General features: G+C 65.1%; 15 protein-coding genes and 1 pseudogene. 11 read left to right on the top strand and 5 right to left on the bottom strand.

Annotation, left to right across the window (positions count from 1 at the left end; translation table 11 throughout):
* Positions 1-17 precede the first annotated feature (17 nt).
* Together HMPREF0043_RS06620 and fabG are read left to right on the top strand one after the other, a co-directional pair.
* Positions 18-1,262, top strand: coding sequence for an MFS transporter (locus tag HMPREF0043_RS06620; RefSeq protein ID WP_051317480.1), 1,245 nt, complete (start codon positions 18-20; stop codon positions 1,260-1,262).
* A gap of 358 nt (positions 1,263-1,620) precedes the next feature.
* On the top strand, positions 1,621-2,382 hold the full coding sequence (gene fabG / locus HMPREF0043_RS06625) for a 3-oxoacyl-ACP reductase FabG (protein ID WP_021602206.1): 762 nt from the start codon (positions 1,621-1,623) through the stop codon (positions 2,380-2,382).
* A 96-nt stretch (positions 2,383-2,478) separates the two neighbouring features.
* Here the strand turns inward: fabG and HMPREF0043_RS06630 are convergent, their stop codons facing one another.
* Positions 2,479-2,937, bottom strand: a complete 459-nt coding sequence (locus HMPREF0043_RS06630) for a tetratricopeptide repeat protein (protein WP_040318033.1) — start codon at positions 2,935-2,937, stop codon at positions 2,479-2,481.
* A gap of 114 nt (positions 2,938-3,051) precedes the next feature.
* On the opposite strand from HMPREF0043_RS06630, the gene ychF reads away from it, so the two are divergent.
* Entirely contained in the window at positions 3,052-4,149 is a 1,098-nt protein-coding gene (gene ychF, locus HMPREF0043_RS06635) for a redox-regulated ATPase YchF (protein WP_021602208.1), read from the top strand.
* Between the two features lie 116 nt (positions 4,150-4,265).
* Positions 4,266-6,269, top strand: a complete 2,004-nt coding sequence (locus HMPREF0043_RS06640; protein ID WP_198010297.1) for a hypothetical protein — start codon at positions 4,266-4,268, stop codon at positions 6,267-6,269.
* 546 nt (positions 6,270-6,815) lie between these two features.
* Here the strand turns inward: HMPREF0043_RS06640 and HMPREF0043_RS06645 are convergent.
* Positions 6,816-8,084, bottom strand: a complete 1,269-nt coding sequence (locus tag HMPREF0043_RS06645) for an ATP-binding protein (RefSeq protein WP_021602212.1) — start codon at positions 8,082-8,084, stop codon at positions 6,816-6,818.
* A 306-nt stretch (positions 8,085-8,390) separates the two neighbouring features.
* Between HMPREF0043_RS06645 and HMPREF0043_RS06650 the strand changes: the two genes are divergently transcribed.
* The 7 genes and pseudogenes from HMPREF0043_RS06650 (at position 8,391) to HMPREF0043_RS06675 (ending at position 15,004) form a co-directional block, all read left to right on the top strand.
* Complete coding sequence (locus tag HMPREF0043_RS06650; RefSeq protein ID WP_021602214.1) at positions 8,391-8,891, top strand: hypothetical protein; 501 nt, start codon at positions 8,391-8,393, stop codon at positions 8,889-8,891.
* 397 nt (positions 8,892-9,288) lie between these two features.
* Positions 9,289-10,827: an alpha-amylase gene (locus HMPREF0043_RS06655; protein ID WP_040318035.1), complete on the top strand. Its 1,539-nt coding sequence runs from the start codon at positions 9,289-9,291 to the stop codon at positions 10,825-10,827.
* Positions 10,828-11,106: 279 nt separating this feature from the next.
* On the top strand, positions 11,107-12,105 hold the full coding sequence (locus tag HMPREF0043_RS06660; RefSeq protein ID WP_269528633.1) for an aldo/keto reductase: 999 nt from the start codon (positions 11,107-11,109) through the stop codon (positions 12,103-12,105).
* A 35-nt stretch (positions 12,106-12,140) separates the two neighbouring features.
* On the top strand, positions 12,141-12,845 hold the full coding sequence (locus tag HMPREF0043_RS06665) for an alpha/beta hydrolase (RefSeq protein ID WP_232206065.1): 705 nt from the start codon (positions 12,141-12,143) through the stop codon (positions 12,843-12,845).
* An 89-nt stretch (positions 12,846-12,934) separates the two neighbouring features.
* Positions 12,935-13,123, top strand: coding sequence for an alpha/beta hydrolase (locus HMPREF0043_RS11735; protein ID WP_021602218.1), 189 nt, complete (start codon positions 12,935-12,937; stop codon positions 13,121-13,123).
* Positions 13,124-13,235: 112 nt separating this feature from the next.
* Positions 13,236-13,561: pseudogene (locus tag HMPREF0043_RS06670) on the top strand (helix-turn-helix domain-containing protein); the annotation flags it as partial.
* A gap of 180 nt (positions 13,562-13,741) precedes the next feature.
* Positions 13,742-15,004 carry an ATP-binding protein gene (locus HMPREF0043_RS06675; RefSeq protein WP_021602220.1) on the top strand — a complete coding sequence of 421 codons (1,263 nt, stop codon included), beginning with the start codon at positions 13,742-13,744 and terminating at the stop codon, positions 15,002-15,004.
* A 513-nt stretch (positions 15,005-15,517) separates the two neighbouring features.
* Here the strand turns inward: HMPREF0043_RS06675 and HMPREF0043_RS10245 are convergent.
* From HMPREF0043_RS10245 to HMPREF0043_RS06690, 3 genes are all read right to left on the bottom strand, one after another.
* On the bottom strand, positions 15,518-16,060 hold the full coding sequence (locus tag HMPREF0043_RS10245) for a hypothetical protein (RefSeq protein WP_021602221.1): 543 nt from the start codon (positions 16,058-16,060) through the stop codon (positions 15,518-15,520).
* A gap of 39 nt (positions 16,061-16,099) precedes the next feature.
* Entirely contained in the window at positions 16,100-16,222 is a 123-nt protein-coding gene (locus tag HMPREF0043_RS11875) for a hypothetical protein (protein ID WP_269528605.1), read from the bottom strand.
* 121 nt (positions 16,223-16,343) lie between these two features.
* A complete protein-coding gene (locus HMPREF0043_RS06690) occupies positions 16,344-17,573 on the bottom strand; it encodes an ATP-binding protein (protein WP_021602223.1) in 1,230 nt (409 codons plus the stop codon).
* Positions 17,574-17,633: the final 60 nt, after the last annotated feature.

Here is a 17,633-nt window from a genome sequence, read left to right on the forward strand (position 1 = left end):
GCGATTAGGATGGCCCGGTGGTCACCTCGTCGTCGGCTCCGCCGCCCATGCACTCCGCCTTGCGGGCCCGGTTCGGCATCTCGCTGTTCTTCTTCACGAATGGGGCCGTCTTCGCGGGGATGGTCGCCCGCTATCCGGAGATCAAGCACCGCTTGGGCATGTCCGACGGGGCATTCGGCCTGACCGTCGTCGCCTTTTCGATAGGCGCGATGTCCGCGACGATCCTGCCTTCGCTCTTCATCCGGAGGCTGGGCGCTCGGGCGACGTCGCTGTGGTGGACCGCGGCCCTGGCGCTCGCCATGGGTGTGGCCGGTGTCGCCGCGAACGCCGGCTACACGCGGTTGTTCATGGTGGCCCTCTTTCTCGGCGGTGTGTGCGACGCGATCGTCGACACCGCGCAGAATTCCCATGCGATGCGAGTCCAGGAGGCCTGCGGACGTTCCATCATCAACTCCCTGCACGCCCTGTGGAGCGTCGGTTCGGTGGCCGGCGGCGCCGTCGGAGCCCTGGCCGCCACGCATGGGGTTCCGTTGGCCGTTCACCTTCCGGCGATGTCGGCGGTGTGCTTCGGCCTCGCCGCACTCGCCACACGCCTCTCGCGCCTGCCGGCGGCCGCCTCCCGGCCGCCACACGCGGAGGCATCGGGGAGTGCGGCGAATGGGGGTGGAACCGCCAGGCTCATCAGCCTTCTCCCGATCGCGATCGTCGGCATAGCGGGCATGCAGGTGGAGATCGTCGGCATGGACTGGAGCGCCAACTATCTCAACGACAGAGTTGGCTGGCCCAGCGCCGAGGCCGGGGTCGTCTACGTGGTGACCATGGTCGCGCAGGTCGTAGGCCGGATAGCCGGCGACTCAATGACGGACAGGCGAGGGAGAGGTCGGGTTGCGCGAGCGGGCATGGCCATGGCTGCCGCCGGCCTGTCCATCGCAGCGGCCTTCCCCTACTCCTGGGCGGTCATCCCCGGGTTCGCCCTGGCGGGGTTCGGGAGTGCGACCATCGTTCCCGCCGCCTTCGCGGTGGCGGACGCCGCCCCAGGCTTCCGGGACGGCACGGCGCTCACGGTGGTCGGCTGGATCATGAGAACGGGTGCGGTGGTCACGAGCCCGCTCATCGGGACGATCTCCGACGCCGTCGGCCTGCGCATCGGCATCCTCCTGCCGTTCGCCCTCGGCGGGGCGGCCTGTTTCTTCTTCTCGCGCTTCGACGCAGCGGAGGGGAAACAAGCGGCGGAGGAGAAGCGAGCGGCAGAGGGGGAGTGAGGAAGCCCGACTGGCGGTGAAACTCAGGTCAATTCAAGATTTCACCGGGTATTTGACCGGTGAAATCTGGTTTCATCGAGGTTTCACCGGCTCGGCCAGCCTCCATTTGATCAGTACCCGTTTGATCGGTACCCGTTCAAGGCAGCAATGATTCAGGCAACGCCCATTCGGTCAGCACTGACTCAGGCTGCACCGGTTGAGACGCATCGCCGAGATGCGTCGGCCCAGGCGTACCTGTCCAGCACGGCCAGGCGCGCCCTCCCAGACGCCGGCTCAGATCCCCGATTCGGGCTCACAGAGACACACTGGTCAGGGCGCACTGGCTAGACTCGGATCAGCGACTCGACGAGGAGGAAGCATGAGCGAATTACTGGAAGGCCGCACGGCCCTGGTGACGGGCGGCACGAGCGGAATCGGGCGGGGCATCGCCGAGGTCCTGCGAATGCGCGGAGCGGCAGTCGCCGTCACCGGGGCGACCGAGGCTAGATGCGAGGACGCCCGCGCGGCCGGCTTCCCCGCCTATCGCCTGGACGTGCGGGACCGGCAGGCCTGCAACGAAGCCGTCGCACGCGCCGTGAGCGACCTGGGCGGGCTGTCCGTGCTCGCCTCCAACGCCGGCGTCTACCCCCAGACTCGCATCTCGGACATGGCCGACGAGGACATCGCCGCGATCTTCGGCGTCAACGTCACGGGCACGATCCACATGGTCCAAGCGGCGACGCCGGCCTTGAGGGAGTCCGGGCGCGGACGCGTGGTGGTGACTTCCTCGATCACGGGCAACGTCACGGGATACCCCGGCTGGTCGCACTACGGGGCGACTAAGGCCGCGCAGATGGGCTTCGTGCGATCGGCGGCGATGGAGCTGGCCAAGGACGGCATCACGATCAACGCCGTCATGCCGGGCAACGTGGTCACACCGGGGCTCACCGCGCTGGGAGAGGAGTACATGCAGCGGATGGCCGCCGCGGTTCCGCTCGGATACCTCGGCGAGCCACGCGACATCGGCGAGGCCGTCGCCTTCCTCGCCTCCGACGGCGCCCGCTACATCACGGGCCAGGCGATCGTGGTGGACGGCGGCCAAATCCTGCCGGAGTCCCCGGAGGCCATCGCGGACATGTGAAGGCCACGAACCATTAGCGGACCTCTGCACTGGCCGAGGTCTGCCCGCTACGCCTGGCGAAGGATGTGATGTCTGGTTGGTCGCCTCGCTGCCCGCCTACGCCTGGTGAAGGAGCGCCTCGGATCCCAGGGGCATGTGCGCGCCGAGGAACGTCAGATACTTCTCACCGCCTTCGAAGACATCCGTGCCGTTGATCATATAGGCGCTCATGAACGGGTCCACGGCCTCGGCGTGGCGGCCCGTCTCGAAACGGGCCTGGCCCAGCCGGTACCAGACGAGCGGATTGTCGGTGGCGCCCAGGGCGATCGCATGCTGCGCGCAGTTCTCCTCCGTGACCCAGTCGCCGAGTTCCCCGGCGCTGTCGGCGATGCACGAAAAGTACCACCACGCCGTCTCGTCGTCCGCCGGAAGCATGTGGAGTGCACGGGACCACGCCTGGATGGCCTGCGGATGGTACCCGTGGTCGGCCAGGTATCCTCCGGCTTCGCCGAGTTCCCTGGGTGTGCGTGCTGTCGAGGGGTCTGTGTGCGTGCGGGAACGGGAGAAGAATCCCATGGCGCCTTCCTGTCGGTCTGGATGTCCGCCGTTATTATCGGGGCGGTGCGTGCTAGATTTCCAACAGAATCGAGGGGTAACGTTCCCCCGTCCCCGGGTCGCTAGAATGGCAGTGTGTCACTCACTATCGGAATCGCAGGCCTGCCCAACGTCGGCAAGTCGACTCTGTTCAACGCTTTGACGCGCGCCACTGTGCTGGCCGAAAACTATCCGTTCGCCACGATCGAGCCGAATGTGGGTGTCGTTCCCTTGCCCGATCCGCGCCTGGACGTGCTGGCACGGTTGTTCAACTCACGCAAGGTCGTCCCCGCAACCGTGAGCTTCGTGGACATCGCGGGAATAGTGCGCGGCGCCTCCCAAGGGGAGGGCCTGGGCAACCAGTTCCTGGCCAACATTCGCGAGGCGGACGCGATCTGCGTGGTCACCCGCGCGTTCTCCGACCCGGATATCGTGCACGTCGAGGGCCGCGTCGATCCGAAGGGGGACATCGAAACCGTCACGACCGAGCTCATTCTGGCGGACATGCAGACGTTGGAGAAGCAGGTTCCGCGTCTGGTCAAGGAGGTGACGGGAAAGAAGACGCCCAAGGACGTTCTGGAGACCGCGCAGGCCGCGCTGACCCTCTTGGAGAAGGGCAGGGTGCTCTCCTCGGGCGGGGCGGACCTCGACCCGGCGGTCCTCAAGAGCTTCGGCCTGATGACCACCAAGCCCTTCATCTACGTCTTCAACACCGACGACGCCGGCCTGGCCGACGAGGCCATGCAGGCCGAGCTGCGCAATTTCGTGGCTCCGGCCGAGGCGATTTTCCTCGACGCGAAGTTCGAGGCCGAGCTCGCAGAACTGGAGCCCGATGAGGCCCGCGAGATGCTGGAGGCCTCCGGGCAGGACGAGGCCGGGCTCGACAAGTTGGCGCGGGTCGGCTTCGACACCCTCGGCCTGCAGACCTATCTGACGGCGGGGGAGAAGGAGGCGCGCGCCTGGACGATCCACAAGGGCTGGACCGCGCCTCAGGCCGCCGGCGTCATCCACACCGACTTCGAGCGCGGCTTCATCAAAGCCGAGATCGTCAGCTACGACGACCTGGTCGAGTACGGCAGCATCGCCGAGGCCCGCGCTCACGGCCGTGTCCGCATGGAGGGCAAGGACTACGTCATGGCTGACGGCGACGTCGTGGAGTTCCGGACAGGGCTTACGTCCGGCGGTAAGAGGTAGGGTAATCATTTCCATACACACCCAGATGGCAGCAGCTTGCCATTTTTGAGGCAGTGCAATTTAGGAGGAAAACGGTGCTGAGAACATCACTGGCTGGTCGTGTGCAGAATACGTCGTTGCCCAAGACTCATGCTCTGCTACCTCTCCTAGAGGCGGTCGTCAATGGTATTCAGGCGATCGATGCTCTCTACGGTGATGATGTAGGTCGCGGTTCTCTGAAAATCTTGATAAATAGATCGCTTCAGGAAGAGTTGGCTATCTTGGAGGTGGGTAGGGGACGCTCTCCACTGAGACCAATCATTGGTTTTGCTATCCAAGACAATGGTGTGGGTTTCACTCCTGAAAATATGTCTTCTTTTGAAACGCTCGATAGCGACTTTAAGTCTAAGCTTGGATGCCGCGGGGTTGGAAGGCTCCTATGGCTCAAAGCTTTCGACCGTGTCGAGGTCACGAGCGCGTATCGCAATGACGATGGGTCGCTCCAAGGGCGTAAGTTCAGTTTCTCGGTGATGCGCGAGGTCGAGCAGGATGCGGCTCCCGAGAACGTCTCCGATACTGGTTCGATTGTGAGATTGATCGGGTTTAAGGAGTATTATCAACAGAGCGCTGCGAAAACTGTGGAGGCAATCGCACGCGAAGTCTTCGAACACTGCATCTGGTATTTTCTTCGTCCTGGCGGCGCGCCGGACGTGATCGTCTCGGATGACGACGACTCGATTTCTCTCAGGGGCCTGCTTGACGACTCGGGCTACTCGAAGACGACGCGAGCGACACTGGACATCAAAGGGAAGCAGTTCGATCTGCTTGGTCTTAGGCTAAAGTCATCGGCGCGCAACTTGAGTCCCCGCTTGCACTGGTGCGCTGCGAACCGTGTTGTCAAGGATGAGAGCATTTCCGGTAAGATACCAGGGCTGTATGGGCGACTGAAGGATGAAGATTCGACTGAATTCAGGTATGTTTGCTATTTGTCTTCTCAGTTTCTCGACGATCACGTTCGTTCCGACCGTACAGAGTTCGATCTTCCTGAGCGGGTTCCTGGGGAAGCTCTGATTGATGAGCCGTCGCTAGACGACATTAGACAGGGAGTGTTCGCGGAGATCTCCCGGAGCCTCGCCGGGCCGCTCGCGTCCGCTCAACAGGCAGGCCGCGAACGGATTCAGCAATTCGTCAGCGCCAAGGCCCCGAAGTATCGCCCGCTAATAAATAAGATCGAGTCGTGCGGTATCACCATAGACCCCTCGATCAAGGATCAGGATCTGGAACTCGAGCTTCATCGCTACAGTCAGAAGATTGAAGCCGAAATGCTAGCCGAAGGCCAGGCTATCTTTGCGGAGTCTACCGGGGAGAGGCTCGAGGGGTACGACGAGCGTCTCACCAAGTACTTGGAGACGGTCACAGAGTTCAATCAGTCGGACTTGGCGAACTACGTCTTCCGGCGGCGGATGACGCTCGACATTCTCGATAAACTGATTCAGTCTGACGGCGACAGTAACTATGCTCGCGAGGAGGATATTCACAAGCTGCTTTTCCCAATGCGAAAGGATTCGAACGAGGTCGACCGTGACGCCTCAAACCTCTGGATCCTGGACGAGCGGCTTGTGTTCCATGATTACCTCGCCTCGGACAAGCCTTTCAGGAAGATCGACATTGTCGACGACGACTCCCTGAACAGGCCTGACGTTCTCGCTACACGCGTTATTGAGCCGGATTCCCCTGTGCTCACTGCGGAGGGCAAGAAGTTACCGTTGCAATCGATCGTTGTAGTGGAACTCAAGCGGCCGATGCGCGATGACGCGACTGAGGATAAGAACCCCATTGAGCAATGCTTGAACTACGTCGGGCGGGTGCGGGCGGGAAACGCGAAAACCGCCAGGGGAAGACCTATTCCGAGGACGGATGAGTCCCCAGCTTTCTGCTACGTCATCGCTGACCTCACGCCGACAATGGTCAACCGGTGTAAACTGTCCAATTTAACCATGACACATGACGGAATGGGTTATTTTGGTTTCATTGAACCACACAAAGCCTATATTGAGGTCATTAGTTTCGACAGGCTGCTAAACGCTGCTGTAGAGCGAAATCGTGCCTTTTTCGACAAACTTGGTCTTCCTTCAAGCTAGTGCAAGAGTGTGTGGGGTTCCGTGTTTGTCGAAGTCCTTCGTATGTGTGCTCAGGGTAGGGATTTGATAGAGACGAACATGCAGCGAATGGCGAGCGTTAATGGTTAATATGGAACGGATAGTGTCGTCGACCTAGAAAGTGCCTCGGTAGTTAGATAGCTGTCCGATAGAAAAGTACTCGCATTGGTGTTACGGGTTTTCTAACATTTCTTCCTTGGAAACAACGAATTCTTTCCTTACTATGGAGAAATATTAATGTTAATTTAATCTAATGTCGTTAACTTACAAATAATCCATTTACGGAAATTTAGATTGTTAAAAATCTAGATATTTGTCTATAAATCGGAAGACTTCATTATAGTTGTATATAACACATTTTGTCTAAAATTGTGCCTATCTAATCCTCAAAATCGAACAGTTTTACGAATTCGTCTCAATCAAGATGACTACTGAATCAAGTTTAAGATTAATTTGTCGATTAAGGAAATTTGATAGATTTAAGTGAGCATAATACTTTTTACGGAAAGTTAGACGATGCGGTTGCATTCATGGCCGGAGCGCGTGCAGCGGGAAGGTGATCGTGCCGTCGGGCAGGGTTGCCGTGAAGCCGGTTCCTGTGATCACCGCTTTGAAGGTTGGTGGTGCGGTGTCGATCTGGGCGACGGCGGAGGTCAGGCTCCCGGCGCCTCGCTGCGCCTGCGCGCCGCCGAGCTTGACCTCGATCGCCGCCCAGTTTCCGTTGGGCATCGTCAGAACCGCATCGATCTCATGCCCGTTGGAGTCGCGGTAGTGGTACACATGCCCGCCCAGGGCCTCCGCGTAGACGAGCAGGTCGTGGACAACGGCGGACTCGAACAGGAAACCGAGCGTCGCCAGGTCCGTGCTTAGACGGTTGGCGTCGGCGTGCAGCGCCGCGGCGGCCAGCGCGGGATCCGCCAAATGGTATTTGGACGAACGGCGCAAGCGAGCCTTGGACCGCAGGGAAACGGCCCAGGGCTGGATCGTCTCAAGGAGGAAGACGCGCTCCAACAGCTCGAGGAGCTTAGCGGTTGTGCCCTCCGAAGGCGCAGGGAGCGTCCGCGACATGTCCTTGCGCAGCGTCGCCTGGGAAACCTCGCTCGCGGTGGAACGGGCCAGCGAGGCGATGAGCTGCTCGACGACTGCCGGTTCGGAGCGCAGGCTCGCGAGCCGGTTGAGATCGGTGGTCGCGATGTCCTTGATATAGCTCTCCATGCTGCGGGCGGCGATGTCCGATGGGGCGCTCAGCAGGCCGGGGAAGCCGGGATGCAGAATGCCGTGGACGATCTGCTCAAGTGGAGCCGCGGACATCGAGGGGTGCGGTATGGCGCCGTCGAACAGCGCTCTCAGTGAGACCCCGTCGGCGTTGAGACAGCCGCCTTTCTCCGCCCAGGTCATGGTGCGCTGACGGACTCGGATGAACCGCGCCGCGCCGGTGTGCCGGATGGGATCGGCGGTCGGCACGGCCGAGCCGGTGAGGATGAAACGTCCGGGCTCTGGAGAAAAGTCGACCTCCCTGCGTGCCAGGTTCCAGATTTGGGGGACGATCTGCCACTCGTCGAGGAGGCGAGGGCTCGCCCCGGCCAGCAGCAGACGCGGATCGACCTCGGCGGCCATTTGCGCCTCCGGCGTGTCGAGCAGCGTGTAGGACGATGCGTGCGCGAGACCCGTCATGGTCTTGCCGCAACCACGAGGGCCTTCCAGAATGGCTGCGCCGGTCGACTCGAGCACGCGAACCATGAGAGGGTCTACGGCGCGCGGAAGATAGCTGACGCCCGTGATCTCGCTGGTGTCCACGGGGCCAGTCTAGACGCATTCCGGGGCGCGCAGAGGCCTTGTTGGGGGATTTGCAGGGCTTGAAATGAGGGATTTGCAGGATCTGAAAAGGGGGATTTACAGGGCTCGAAGTGGGGGTTTTGCAGTTTTGGGGAGGGGCGGGGCCCTCCGCCGATTCTGATCGACGAAGCGCCCATGGAAGCGCCGATGGCGTTCGATTCCGGTGCACCGTTGACTTCGCCGTCGTCGCGCCATAGCCTCGCGACAGCGGACGGCGCGGCGACAATCCGCTGAACGACGTGCTGAAACCGCAGCCTGCCTAGCTAGATGGGCAGCCTACTAGACAAGATGGTGAGTTCGATAGCGCAGGTTTTCTGGACGGTCAACGTCCTTTCGCAGGCCATTGCGGCCGGTTTCGCCTTCTCCTACGTCGTCGTCTTCGGATCCTTCCTGCAATGGACTATCCGCCGGCGAAACTGGGAGTTCTTCACTGAGCAGTACGCGCCGTTCAGGCGGAAGCTGAAAGTCAGGAGGACCTACTTCGCCTTCCTTCCGGTGGGGCCGTTGCTTGTGGCGGTGCTCTCCCTGATCGCCAACCACGGCCGGCATGCCCTGCTGCCGCAGGTGCTCGCCGTCGTCTTCTTTCCCCTCTACTTAGCCCTCGCCCACATACCCACCGGGTTTGCGAAGCTCGAGGAGCAGGTCAATTCGGGGCATCCTATCGACGACGAGCGCCAGATCGCCACATATCTCCGATGGAACCTGCCGCTCCACATCCTTCTGGGCTCCCTCTACGCTGTGGTCGCCGCCGCGCTGCTCCTCACATAGGAAGGCCAGCGCCGCGGGGCCCTGAGGGAACGCGGGGCCCTGAGGGAATCGGTTGGTGTTCCGAACGCTTTTCTCGATTCTCCATCGCAGGCCGATGGCACAAGGTCCTTTCGAGCAACGGCGAAACCCCCGACGCCGAGCCGCCATCGACAGCCAGCGCTATGCCGTCTTAAGCCCGCATTTTGCTACACCGACTGCTCCACGCCTGTGGCGGGTTTACCCCGCACACCGTCGCCGATGGGCTGAAGCCGTGGGGCGGCCCCTCGCCAATGCCGATTTACCGCCCCTGCCGAGTCCTCCAGCGGTTTGTAAGGATTCTTCGAGACAATCGGCGGCATGGGATCGCCAGCGCGAGTTTCGAAAGGACCGATCGATGAACTTTGAAAGGACCGATGGCATGGACAATCGCGATCGCACGGGCGCCGAGCGGGCGCCCGAGGCCGCCAACCCCCTCATGCTCCAGGCCTTCGCCTGGGACCTGAACGCGGACTCCAGCCACTGGCGGCTCCTGGCGGAAAACGCCGCCTTCCTGGCCGCCTGCGGGGTGAGCTCCATGTGGCTCCCACCCGCCTATAAGGGGCAGGCGGGGGTCAAGGACGTCGGGTACGGCGTCTACGACACCTATGACCTGGGCGAGTTCGACCAGAAGGGCACCGTGCCAACCAAGTACGGCACCAAGGACGAATACCTCGCCGCCATCGAGGCCCTGCACGCCGCAGGCATCGCCGTGGTCGCCGATATCGTTCTCAACCACCGGATGGGAGGCGAGGCCACCGAGACCGTGCGCGCAACCCCCGTCGACCCGGCGGACCGGCGCCGCCCCATCGGCGAGCCCGAGGATATCACCGCCTGGACCCGCTTCACCTTCCCGGGCCGGGCGGGGGCGTACTCGGACTTCGCCTGGGACTGGACCTGCTTCCACGGCATCGACTGGGACGAGGCCCGCCAGCTCGCCGGCGTATGGCTCTTCGAGGGCAAACAGTGGAACGAGAACGTCGACGACGAACTCGGCAACTACGACTATCTTATGGGCGCCGACGTCCACGCCACGGACCCCAAGGTGCGCGCCGAGCTCGACCGGTGGGGCCGCTGGTACGTCGAGACCACCGGGGTCGACGGCCTGCGCCTGGACGCCGTCAAGCACGTCGGCGCGGACTTCTTCGCCAGCTGGCTGCCCGAGCTGCGCCGCGCCACCGGGCGGGCCCTCCCCGCCGTCGGCGAATACTGGTCTCAGAACGTGGCCGAGCTGAAGGAATACCTCCAGGCCGTCCCCTCCACGAGCCTGTTTGACGTGCCCCTCCACTTCCACCTGCACGCCGCCTCGACCTCCAACGGCGACGTGGACCTCTCCCGCCTCTTCGAGGGCACCCTCGTCGAAGCCGATCCGGCACGCGCTGTCACCTTCGTCGAAAACCACGACACCCAGCCGGGCCAGTCGCTGGCCTCCACCATCCAGCCGTGGTTCAAGCCCTCGGCCTACGCCCTCATCCTCCTGCGAGACGCCGGAACGCCCTGCGTCTTCTGGGGCGACCTGTTCGGCACTCCCGAAACCGGCGACCTGCCGGCCGTCACCGAACTGCCGATGCTCATGACCATGCGCCGCGCCCTGGCGCACGGGCCGCAGCACGACGCCCTCGACGCGCCCGACGTCGTCGGCTTCGCACGCGAGGGGGACGCCGCCCACCCCGGCTCCGGGCTCGCGGTGGTGCTCTCCGACCGCCTAGCCGGAACCAAGCGCCTCCACGTCGGAGCGCGCCACGCGGGGGAGCGGTGGGTCTGCGTCTTGGGCGGCCACGAACCGGTCACCGTCGGCGACGACGGCACGGCCGAGCTTCCCGTGAGCGACGGCGGTCTGAGCGTCTATGTGCCCGAGGCGGCCAAGCCGATCCTCGACGGCTCCGAGGAATACCGGCTGCGGGTGGGAAGCGGGGACTGATCACGCCGAATGCCGGAGTGAATTGGCGCCGACCGCCTGGCCGCGAGTGTTGATCGTCGAGAGGAGCAGGGTGACGCCTTAATCAACATGCAACATACTCGAAAACAAGAGCCAAGTTCCCTAGCGAGGCTCATGGTAGTGTTGCCAATGACTAATAAACACAACACGACGGGCTTGGCTGTGACCCGCGGAGGCAGTCGCCCATTCGTCGGCGTGCAGACGCGGGAACCGCCCGAAACCTGAAAGGACATCGGCGCCACGGACATTGCCATTCCTCGACTGTGCATCGGGGGTATGAGCTTCGGGAAGGTCTTCCCGGACTTCCACCAGTGGGTCATCGACCAGGAGGCCACCCAGGCGGTCATCGCCCGCGCTCTGGAGCTGGGCGTCAACTTCATCGACACCGCCAACGTCTACGCCCACGGCACAAGCGAGGAGTTCATCGGGGCCTCGCTGAAGAACCTCGGCATCAAGCGCGAGGACGTGGTGCTGGCGAGCAAGGTCTACTTCAACAAGGGGCACCTGTCGCGCGCGGCCATCGAGCGCGAGATCGACGGCACGCTGAAGCGGCTGGGCACCGACTACCTCGACCTCTACATCATCCACCGCTTCGACTACGCCACCCCCATCGAGGAGACCATGGAGGCCCTCGACTCCCTCGTGCGCGCCGGGAAGGTGCGGGCCCTGGGGGCGAGCGCCATGTACGCCTACCAGCTGCACACCATGCAGGTGGTCGCGGACGCTCACGGCTGGACCAGGTTCTCCTCTATGCAGAACCACTACAACCTGCTCTACCGCGAGGACGAGCGGGAGACGATCCCCGTCTGCCGCCAGTACGGCATGTCGCTCACGCGCTACAGCCCGCTCGCCTCCGGGCACCTGACCCGACCCACATGGGACTCCGACTCCATGCGGGCCACCACCGACGCCACCATGCGCGGCAAGTACGACCGCGAACGCGAGACCGACATGCCCATCATCGAGCGCGTCGCCGAGCTCGCCGGACGTCACGGGGTGGCGATGGCGGATGTCGCCCTGGCCTGGCACTGGGCCAGGGGCGTGACCGCCCCCATTGTGGGCTGCTCGCGGCCCAGTCGGGTCGACGACGCCGTGCGCGCCCTGAACCTGACGCTCACCGAGGAGGAGATCGCCTTCCTCGAGGAGCCCTACCGCGCCCACGAGCTCGTGGGCCCACTGGCCCGGCCCGGGGACGCTCCGCTGGCCGGCTCGACGACCGATCGGGTGACGTCCGCCGGGCGGGACGTCTCACCGCGGTGAACCGCGCCCGGACGCACAACGAGGAGACAACTGACATGACTCATGAGACTCCCGAACCGACCGCCGAGTGGGACAAGGTCTTCCCGCGGTCCGACGCCGTAGACCGCGAGAAGGTCGCCTTCCGCACCCGCTTCGGCATCACCCTGGTCGCCGACCTGTACAGGCCCAAGGGGGCGGAGGGCGAGCTGCCCGCCCTGGCCGTGGCCGGCCCCTTCGGCGCCGTCAAGGAGCAGTGCAGCGGCCTGTACGCGCAGACGATGGCGGAGCGCGGCTACCTCACCATCGCCTTCGACCCCAGCTTCACCGGCGAGTCCGGCGGCGAGCCCCGCTACATGAACTCCCCGGACATCAATATCGAGGACTTCCAGGCCGCCGTCGACTTCCTGTCCGTGCGCGACGACGTCGACCCCGGGCGCATCGGCATCATCGGCATCTGCGGCTGGGGCGGCATGGCCCTGGCCGCCGCGGCCGCAGATCCGCGCATCAGGGCTACGGTCGCCTCCACCATGTACGACATGAGCCGCGTGGCCGCCAAGGGCTACTTCGACTCCGCCGACTCCGTCCAGGAGCGCAACCGGACCCGGGCGTCCGTGGCCGCTCAGCGCACCGCCGACTACCGCTCCGGCGTCTACGCCATGGCCGGCGGCGTGGTCGACCCGCTGCCCGGGGACGCGCCCCCCTCGTCAAGGACTACTACGACTACTACAAGAAGCCGCGCGGCTACCACCCCCGGTCCCTGAACTCCAACGCCGGCTGGACCGTCATCGGCGGGTCCTCGCTGACCAACGCCACCCTGCTGGGCTACATCGAGGAGATCGAGGGCGCCGTCATGATCGTCCACGGCGAGGCAGCCCACTCCTACTACATGGGCAGGGACGCCTTCGCCCGGCTCACGGGCGACAACAAGGAGTTCGTGACCATTCCCGGCGCCGTCCACACCGACCTGTACGACGGCGGCGGCAAGAACGCCATCCCGTGGGACCGGCTCACCGGCTTCTTCGACGCCCGCTTCGCCTGACCGGGACCGGAGTCCGGGGCGGTCAACTCGGCGGCGGGCCGCCCCGGAGATCGCCCGCACCGCCCAATAGCCGGGCGTGACGCGGGAGACGGCGGCAACGGCGTCGGGCAGCCAGCCGCTGGGGACCCACGCCCCGGCGCTGCGCAGCGTCATGGCCGGGGTGTGCGTGCTGGAGGGGAGGTGCTCTCTCGCAACGCGGCCATGGGTCTGGGGTGGTCGGGCGCGCCGCGCGGGGTCGTGTTCGCGCCCCTGACCGAGCGCGAGTACGAGGTGGTCGAGGCCGTGGCGGAGGGCCTCGACAACGCCGGGGTGGCGCGGCGGCTCTTCATGAGCGAGGGGACGGTGCGCAATCACATCAGCTCGATCCTGGCCAAGCTGGGGCTGCGCAACCGGACCCAGGTCGCGGTGGCGTACTACCGGTCCGCGCGGGCCGGGTAGGCAGCGGAGGCTCCGGCGCCAGATGAACGACTGGAACGGCGCCACATGAATGGCTGGAACGACGCCAGATGAACGATTACAATGACGCCAGATGGACGACTGGAACTGCGCCAGATGAACGACTGCGGAGGTGCCGCGGGCCGGGTCGGCGCCGTGCGGCCATGCTGAGGGGAGAGGCAGATGGAGCAGAAGGGTTATCTGCCGCGGGTCGTGGACCGGCTCATCGACGACTCGCTCGGCTACTCGGGCGGCATCCTCATCGAGGGCGTCCGCGCTTGCGGCAAGACCATGACTGGGCGGCAGCACGCCTCCTCCGAGGTCGCACTGGACTCGGGGCTGCCGCAGATCCGCGCCGCCCTGGAGGTCGATCCGTCGCTCCTCCTGAGAGGCGGCGTGCCGCGACTCGTAGATGAGTGGCAGATCGAGCCCTCGCTGTGGAACCTCGTGCGCAGGCAGATCGACTCCCGCCGTCTTCCGGGCCAGTTCATCCTCACCGGCTCCTCCGTCCCGGCCGAGGACGCCTCCCGTCACTCCGGCGCGCACCGGCTCTCACGGATCCGGATGCGGCCCATGACCCTGTTCGAACGAGGCCGGGGCGACGGCAGCGTCAGCCTGGCGGGCCTGTTCGACGGCCGGGCTCCGGAACCGGTGCTCGACTCGGGGACCAACGTGCCCGAGGCCCTGGACGACCTGGTGCACGGCGGATGGCCGGGCGACCACGACCTGACGACCCGCCAGGCGCAGCGCCACTTGCGCGACTACGTCGAGGACGTCATCAATATCGACGTCGGCCGTCTGGACGGCGAACCGCGCAGGGACCCCGTGCGCCTGCGTGCGCTCATGCGCTCCCTCGCCCGGCACGTGGGGACGGAGGCGTCTTTCAGCACCATCGCCAAGGACGTGTCTGGGCAGTCCCTGACCGCCCAGACCGCCGTCGCCTACGTGAACGCCCTCAAACGCCTGTTCATCATCGAGGAGCAGCCTCCCTGGGCGCCCCACCTGCGGTCGCGCTACGCGGTGCGCACCTCCTCGAAATTGCACTTCGTCGACCCCGCGCTCGCCGCCGCGGTGACGGACACGTCCGCCGAGCGGCTCCTGGAGGACCTGGAGACCGCCGGACTGTGGTTCGAGTCCCAGGTGGTGCAGCACCTGAGGGTCTTCGCCCAGGCTCTCGGCGGGCACGTCCACCACTACCGCGATAAGGCCGGCAAGGAGGCGGACGTCATCGTGGAACTCGACGACGGCCGTTGGGCCGCCTTCGAGGTCAAGCTGGGCCGGCGCCAGATCCCGACGGCGCAGGCCTCGCTCGCCGCCTTCGTGGCCGACGTCGACACCGCGCGGACGCCGTCCCCGGCGTTCACCGCCGTCGTCACCGCGGACGGGCCCACGATGCCGCTTTCCGACGGCGCCGTAACCTTCCCGCTGGGGGCGCTGGGGCCCTGAGCGGAGCGCGCCGAAGCCGTCGTCGTACCCCGTCACCGCGATCGGCCACAGGCCGGTGTCCCCGAAGCGGGAGGCCAGGTGGCGCACCCACTGCTGAGCGAGCTCGGCCTCAACGGCCCCGTCGGTCACCCACGCGCACGGCGGGGTATCGGCGGTGGCTGGGCTGGCAGCGTCGATCTGCTTCTGCCAGAAGGCGGCGGCGTCTTCAATCCAGCCCTCGGCGGCGGTGCCGATGCCGAGCCCGAAGCTGTGGGGCAGACCGTCGTAGGCGTGGAACTCCGACGGCGTCCTCGCGGCCGCGATGGCGTCGGTGCGCGCCTGCATGGTGCGCCAGGAGACGATCCCGTCAGCCGTGCCGACGCAGGCGTAGCTAGGAGGTTCCGTCCCGGTGATCTCCGAGTGCCCGGTGTACTGCATGACGACGGTGCCGGGACCGGGCACGTCGCCACCTCCGAATCGAGCGGGACCGTAGGAACTGAGGGCTGCGGCCAGGCGCGCTCCCGCGGAGCCGCCCTACAGCGAGTAGCAGGCGGGGTCCACGTCGAGCTCGTCGGCGCGGGAGTGGATGAAGGAGATGGCCCGGGCCAGGTCCGCGCAACCGCTGCGAAGATCCGGGCGGTATTGCAGTGTGAAGGCCGTGTAGCCGTGGCGGGAGAGCCACAGGGCGTGCGGCATCGAGTCGTGGATGGAGCCCACGTAGGCGAAACCACCGCCCGCGCTGCACACGGCCACCCGCGGGCGCCCGCCCGCAGTGCTCCCCTGAGCCGAGGAAACGAAGATCCCGGTGTCCCTCAGCGTGGGATCGGAGGCCTTCTCCGCCTCGGTGTAGATGCTGTGGAAGACGACCTCGCCGCGCTCACGCCGCCCGAGCAGGTCGCCCACGACGTCGACCGTGGTGTCCGTGTTGACGAAGGAGTACCAGGTGAGCAGGCCGGCCACGTCGGCCAAGGTGTCGCCGGGCCAGGGTGGGTTGAAGGCGATGGGGAACAGAAAACGGCCGTAGTCCTCTAGCAGCGGGTTGCCGATGACATCGGCGATGAGAGTGCTGCTGGTCACCGGTGAATCGCCTTCTGCTGCTTCCCGCGTTGGCGACCCTCACTGTTGTGTGTGGCGCCCCGTGTTCTCACTGACGTAGGGCTCCTGGTCGTACATGGAGAAGTGAGTCGCCTCGGGGGTGACGTGGATCTGTTTGATCTCGGAGCCCAGACGTGTGTACATCTCCTCGTCGCCGGCGCGCGTGAAAGCATTCTCGCCGACGATGAGGCCACTGCCCTTTTCGACTGGGTAAGCCGTCAGTGATGGCCGGATTGCGCTGGCGCATCCCCTCGGCATGCGCGCTTCACCAGGGCCAGTTCGAGGTGAGGCGAGCCTCGACGGCGCGGTGTTGGAAGCGATAGGGCCTGCCGCGGTGGATGATCCTGCGGGTGCGATCCAGGCGCTGCGCGGTCGGCCCCGCGTCTGTAGCCTTCTCGCAGCCTGCTTTCCGTGCGATGTTCGTCAGCGATCGTTCTTCCGGCGCAAGCTCGGCCATGGCCTCGATGAACTGGCGCTCGCGAGCCGGAAGCCGGTCGAGGATGCGCTGCACGTGTGCCTCGGCCTCGGGAGCGGCATTCCGCCACCCGGCCTTGACGTGCTCGGCCGTGATGAGGTTGTCCGTTCCCGCGTACCAGGCGCGTTCTCCGGCGAGTTGGAAGAGGAACGGCTCTCCGCGAGCCCTCTCGACGATGGCCCGCTGAGCGTCCGCCGCCAGGAACACCCGCTCGGCGCCGCCGGCTTCGGTGGCGACCGGCCAGCCTTCGGTGACGAACGTCTGAAGTGCGGCCGTGAGATCGGCGTCGTCGATGGCGTCGAGAGTGACGGTCTGGAATCGACGCGCGAAAGCGGCGCCCGCCTGTGCGCCGGCCATGCCCTCGAACTCGGGCAGGCCCGTCAGGTATACGGCTATGGGCAGGGCGAGGTCGACTTGCGGCCCACCCGGGAGAGCGACCGTCTCTTCGTAGGCCAAGGCGTCGCCGAGGGCGATGAGCAGCTGTGAGCGCGCATGCTCGTCGGCGATGTTCTGCACCTCGTCTATGTGGAGCATGACCATGACGTTCTGGCGCCGCATCGCCGCGCGCCCGATCTCGATGAGGAGTTCGGTGAGGGCGGTGTAGGGCTCGGGTCCGTCTTGCGCGCGCACGGAGAGCGAGATGCCCGAGGCAGCGACTGTCTCGACCCTGCGCAGGAGATCGCCGATGCGTTTCTCCCGGGCAGAGGAAAGGCCGGCTGTGGATGACAGGTCGAGGAGCGCGGAGGCGACCCGCTTGATGGGATCCGTGCCAGAGGGGATGCGAAGCTGCGGCGTCGCCCAGTCGCCGGCTTCGGTGGCCTCGCGTGCGATCCTTCGCACGAGCGAGGACTTGCCGGAGCCGGCCTCCCCGAGAATGGTGCGGCCTCGCTCATGGATGCCCGCCAGACGGCGTGGGCGAAGGACGTCCCTCCAGTCGTTGAGCTGACTGGTGCGGCCAGCCCACACCTTGGGCACGGTGTCGGAGCCCGGGCTGAAAGGCGAATCGAGTGGGGTCCTCACGGCGATAAGTTTATCAACGGGTTATGGCTTTGATAAGTTTATCAAGGACCTGTGTGGGTG

This window comes from Actinobaculum sp. oral taxon 183 str. F0552 (genome assembly GCF_000466165.1).
GTDB lineage: Bacteria > Actinomycetota > Actinomycetes > Actinomycetales > Actinomycetaceae > Peptidiphaga.

What these genes read in the sequence shown, in the direction of transcription:
- HMPREF0043_RS06630 (WP_040318033.1), bottom strand. Translation starts at nt 2,937, where the DNA reads ATGGGATTCTTCTCCCGTTCCCGCACGCACACAGACCCCTCGACAGCA.
- HMPREF0043_RS06655 (WP_040318035.1), top strand. Translation starts at nt 9,289, where the DNA reads ATGGACAATCGCGATCGCACGGGCGCCGAGCGGGCGCCCGAGGCCGCC.
- HMPREF0043_RS06650 (WP_021602214.1), top strand. Translation starts at nt 8,391, where the DNA reads ATGGGCAGCCTACTAGACAAGATGGTGAGTTCGATAGCGCAGGTTTTC.
- HMPREF0043_RS11735 (WP_021602218.1), top strand. Translation starts at nt 12,935, where the DNA reads ATGATCGTCCACGGCGAGGCAGCCCACTCCTACTACATGGGCAGGGAC.
- HMPREF0043_RS11875 (WP_269528605.1), bottom strand. Translation starts at nt 16,222, where the DNA reads ATGTACACACGTCTGGGCTCCGAGATCAAACAGATCCACGTCACCCCC.
- HMPREF0043_RS06665 (WP_232206065.1), top strand. Translation starts at nt 12,141, where the DNA reads ATGACTCATGAGACTCCCGAACCGACCGCCGAGTGGGACAAGGTCTTC.
- HMPREF0043_RS06675 (WP_021602220.1), top strand. Translation starts at nt 13,742, where the DNA reads ATGGAGCAGAAGGGTTATCTGCCGCGGGTCGTGGACCGGCTCATCGAC.
- fabG (WP_021602206.1), top strand. Translation starts at nt 1,621, where the DNA reads ATGAGCGAATTACTGGAAGGCCGCACGGCCCTGGTGACGGGCGGCACG.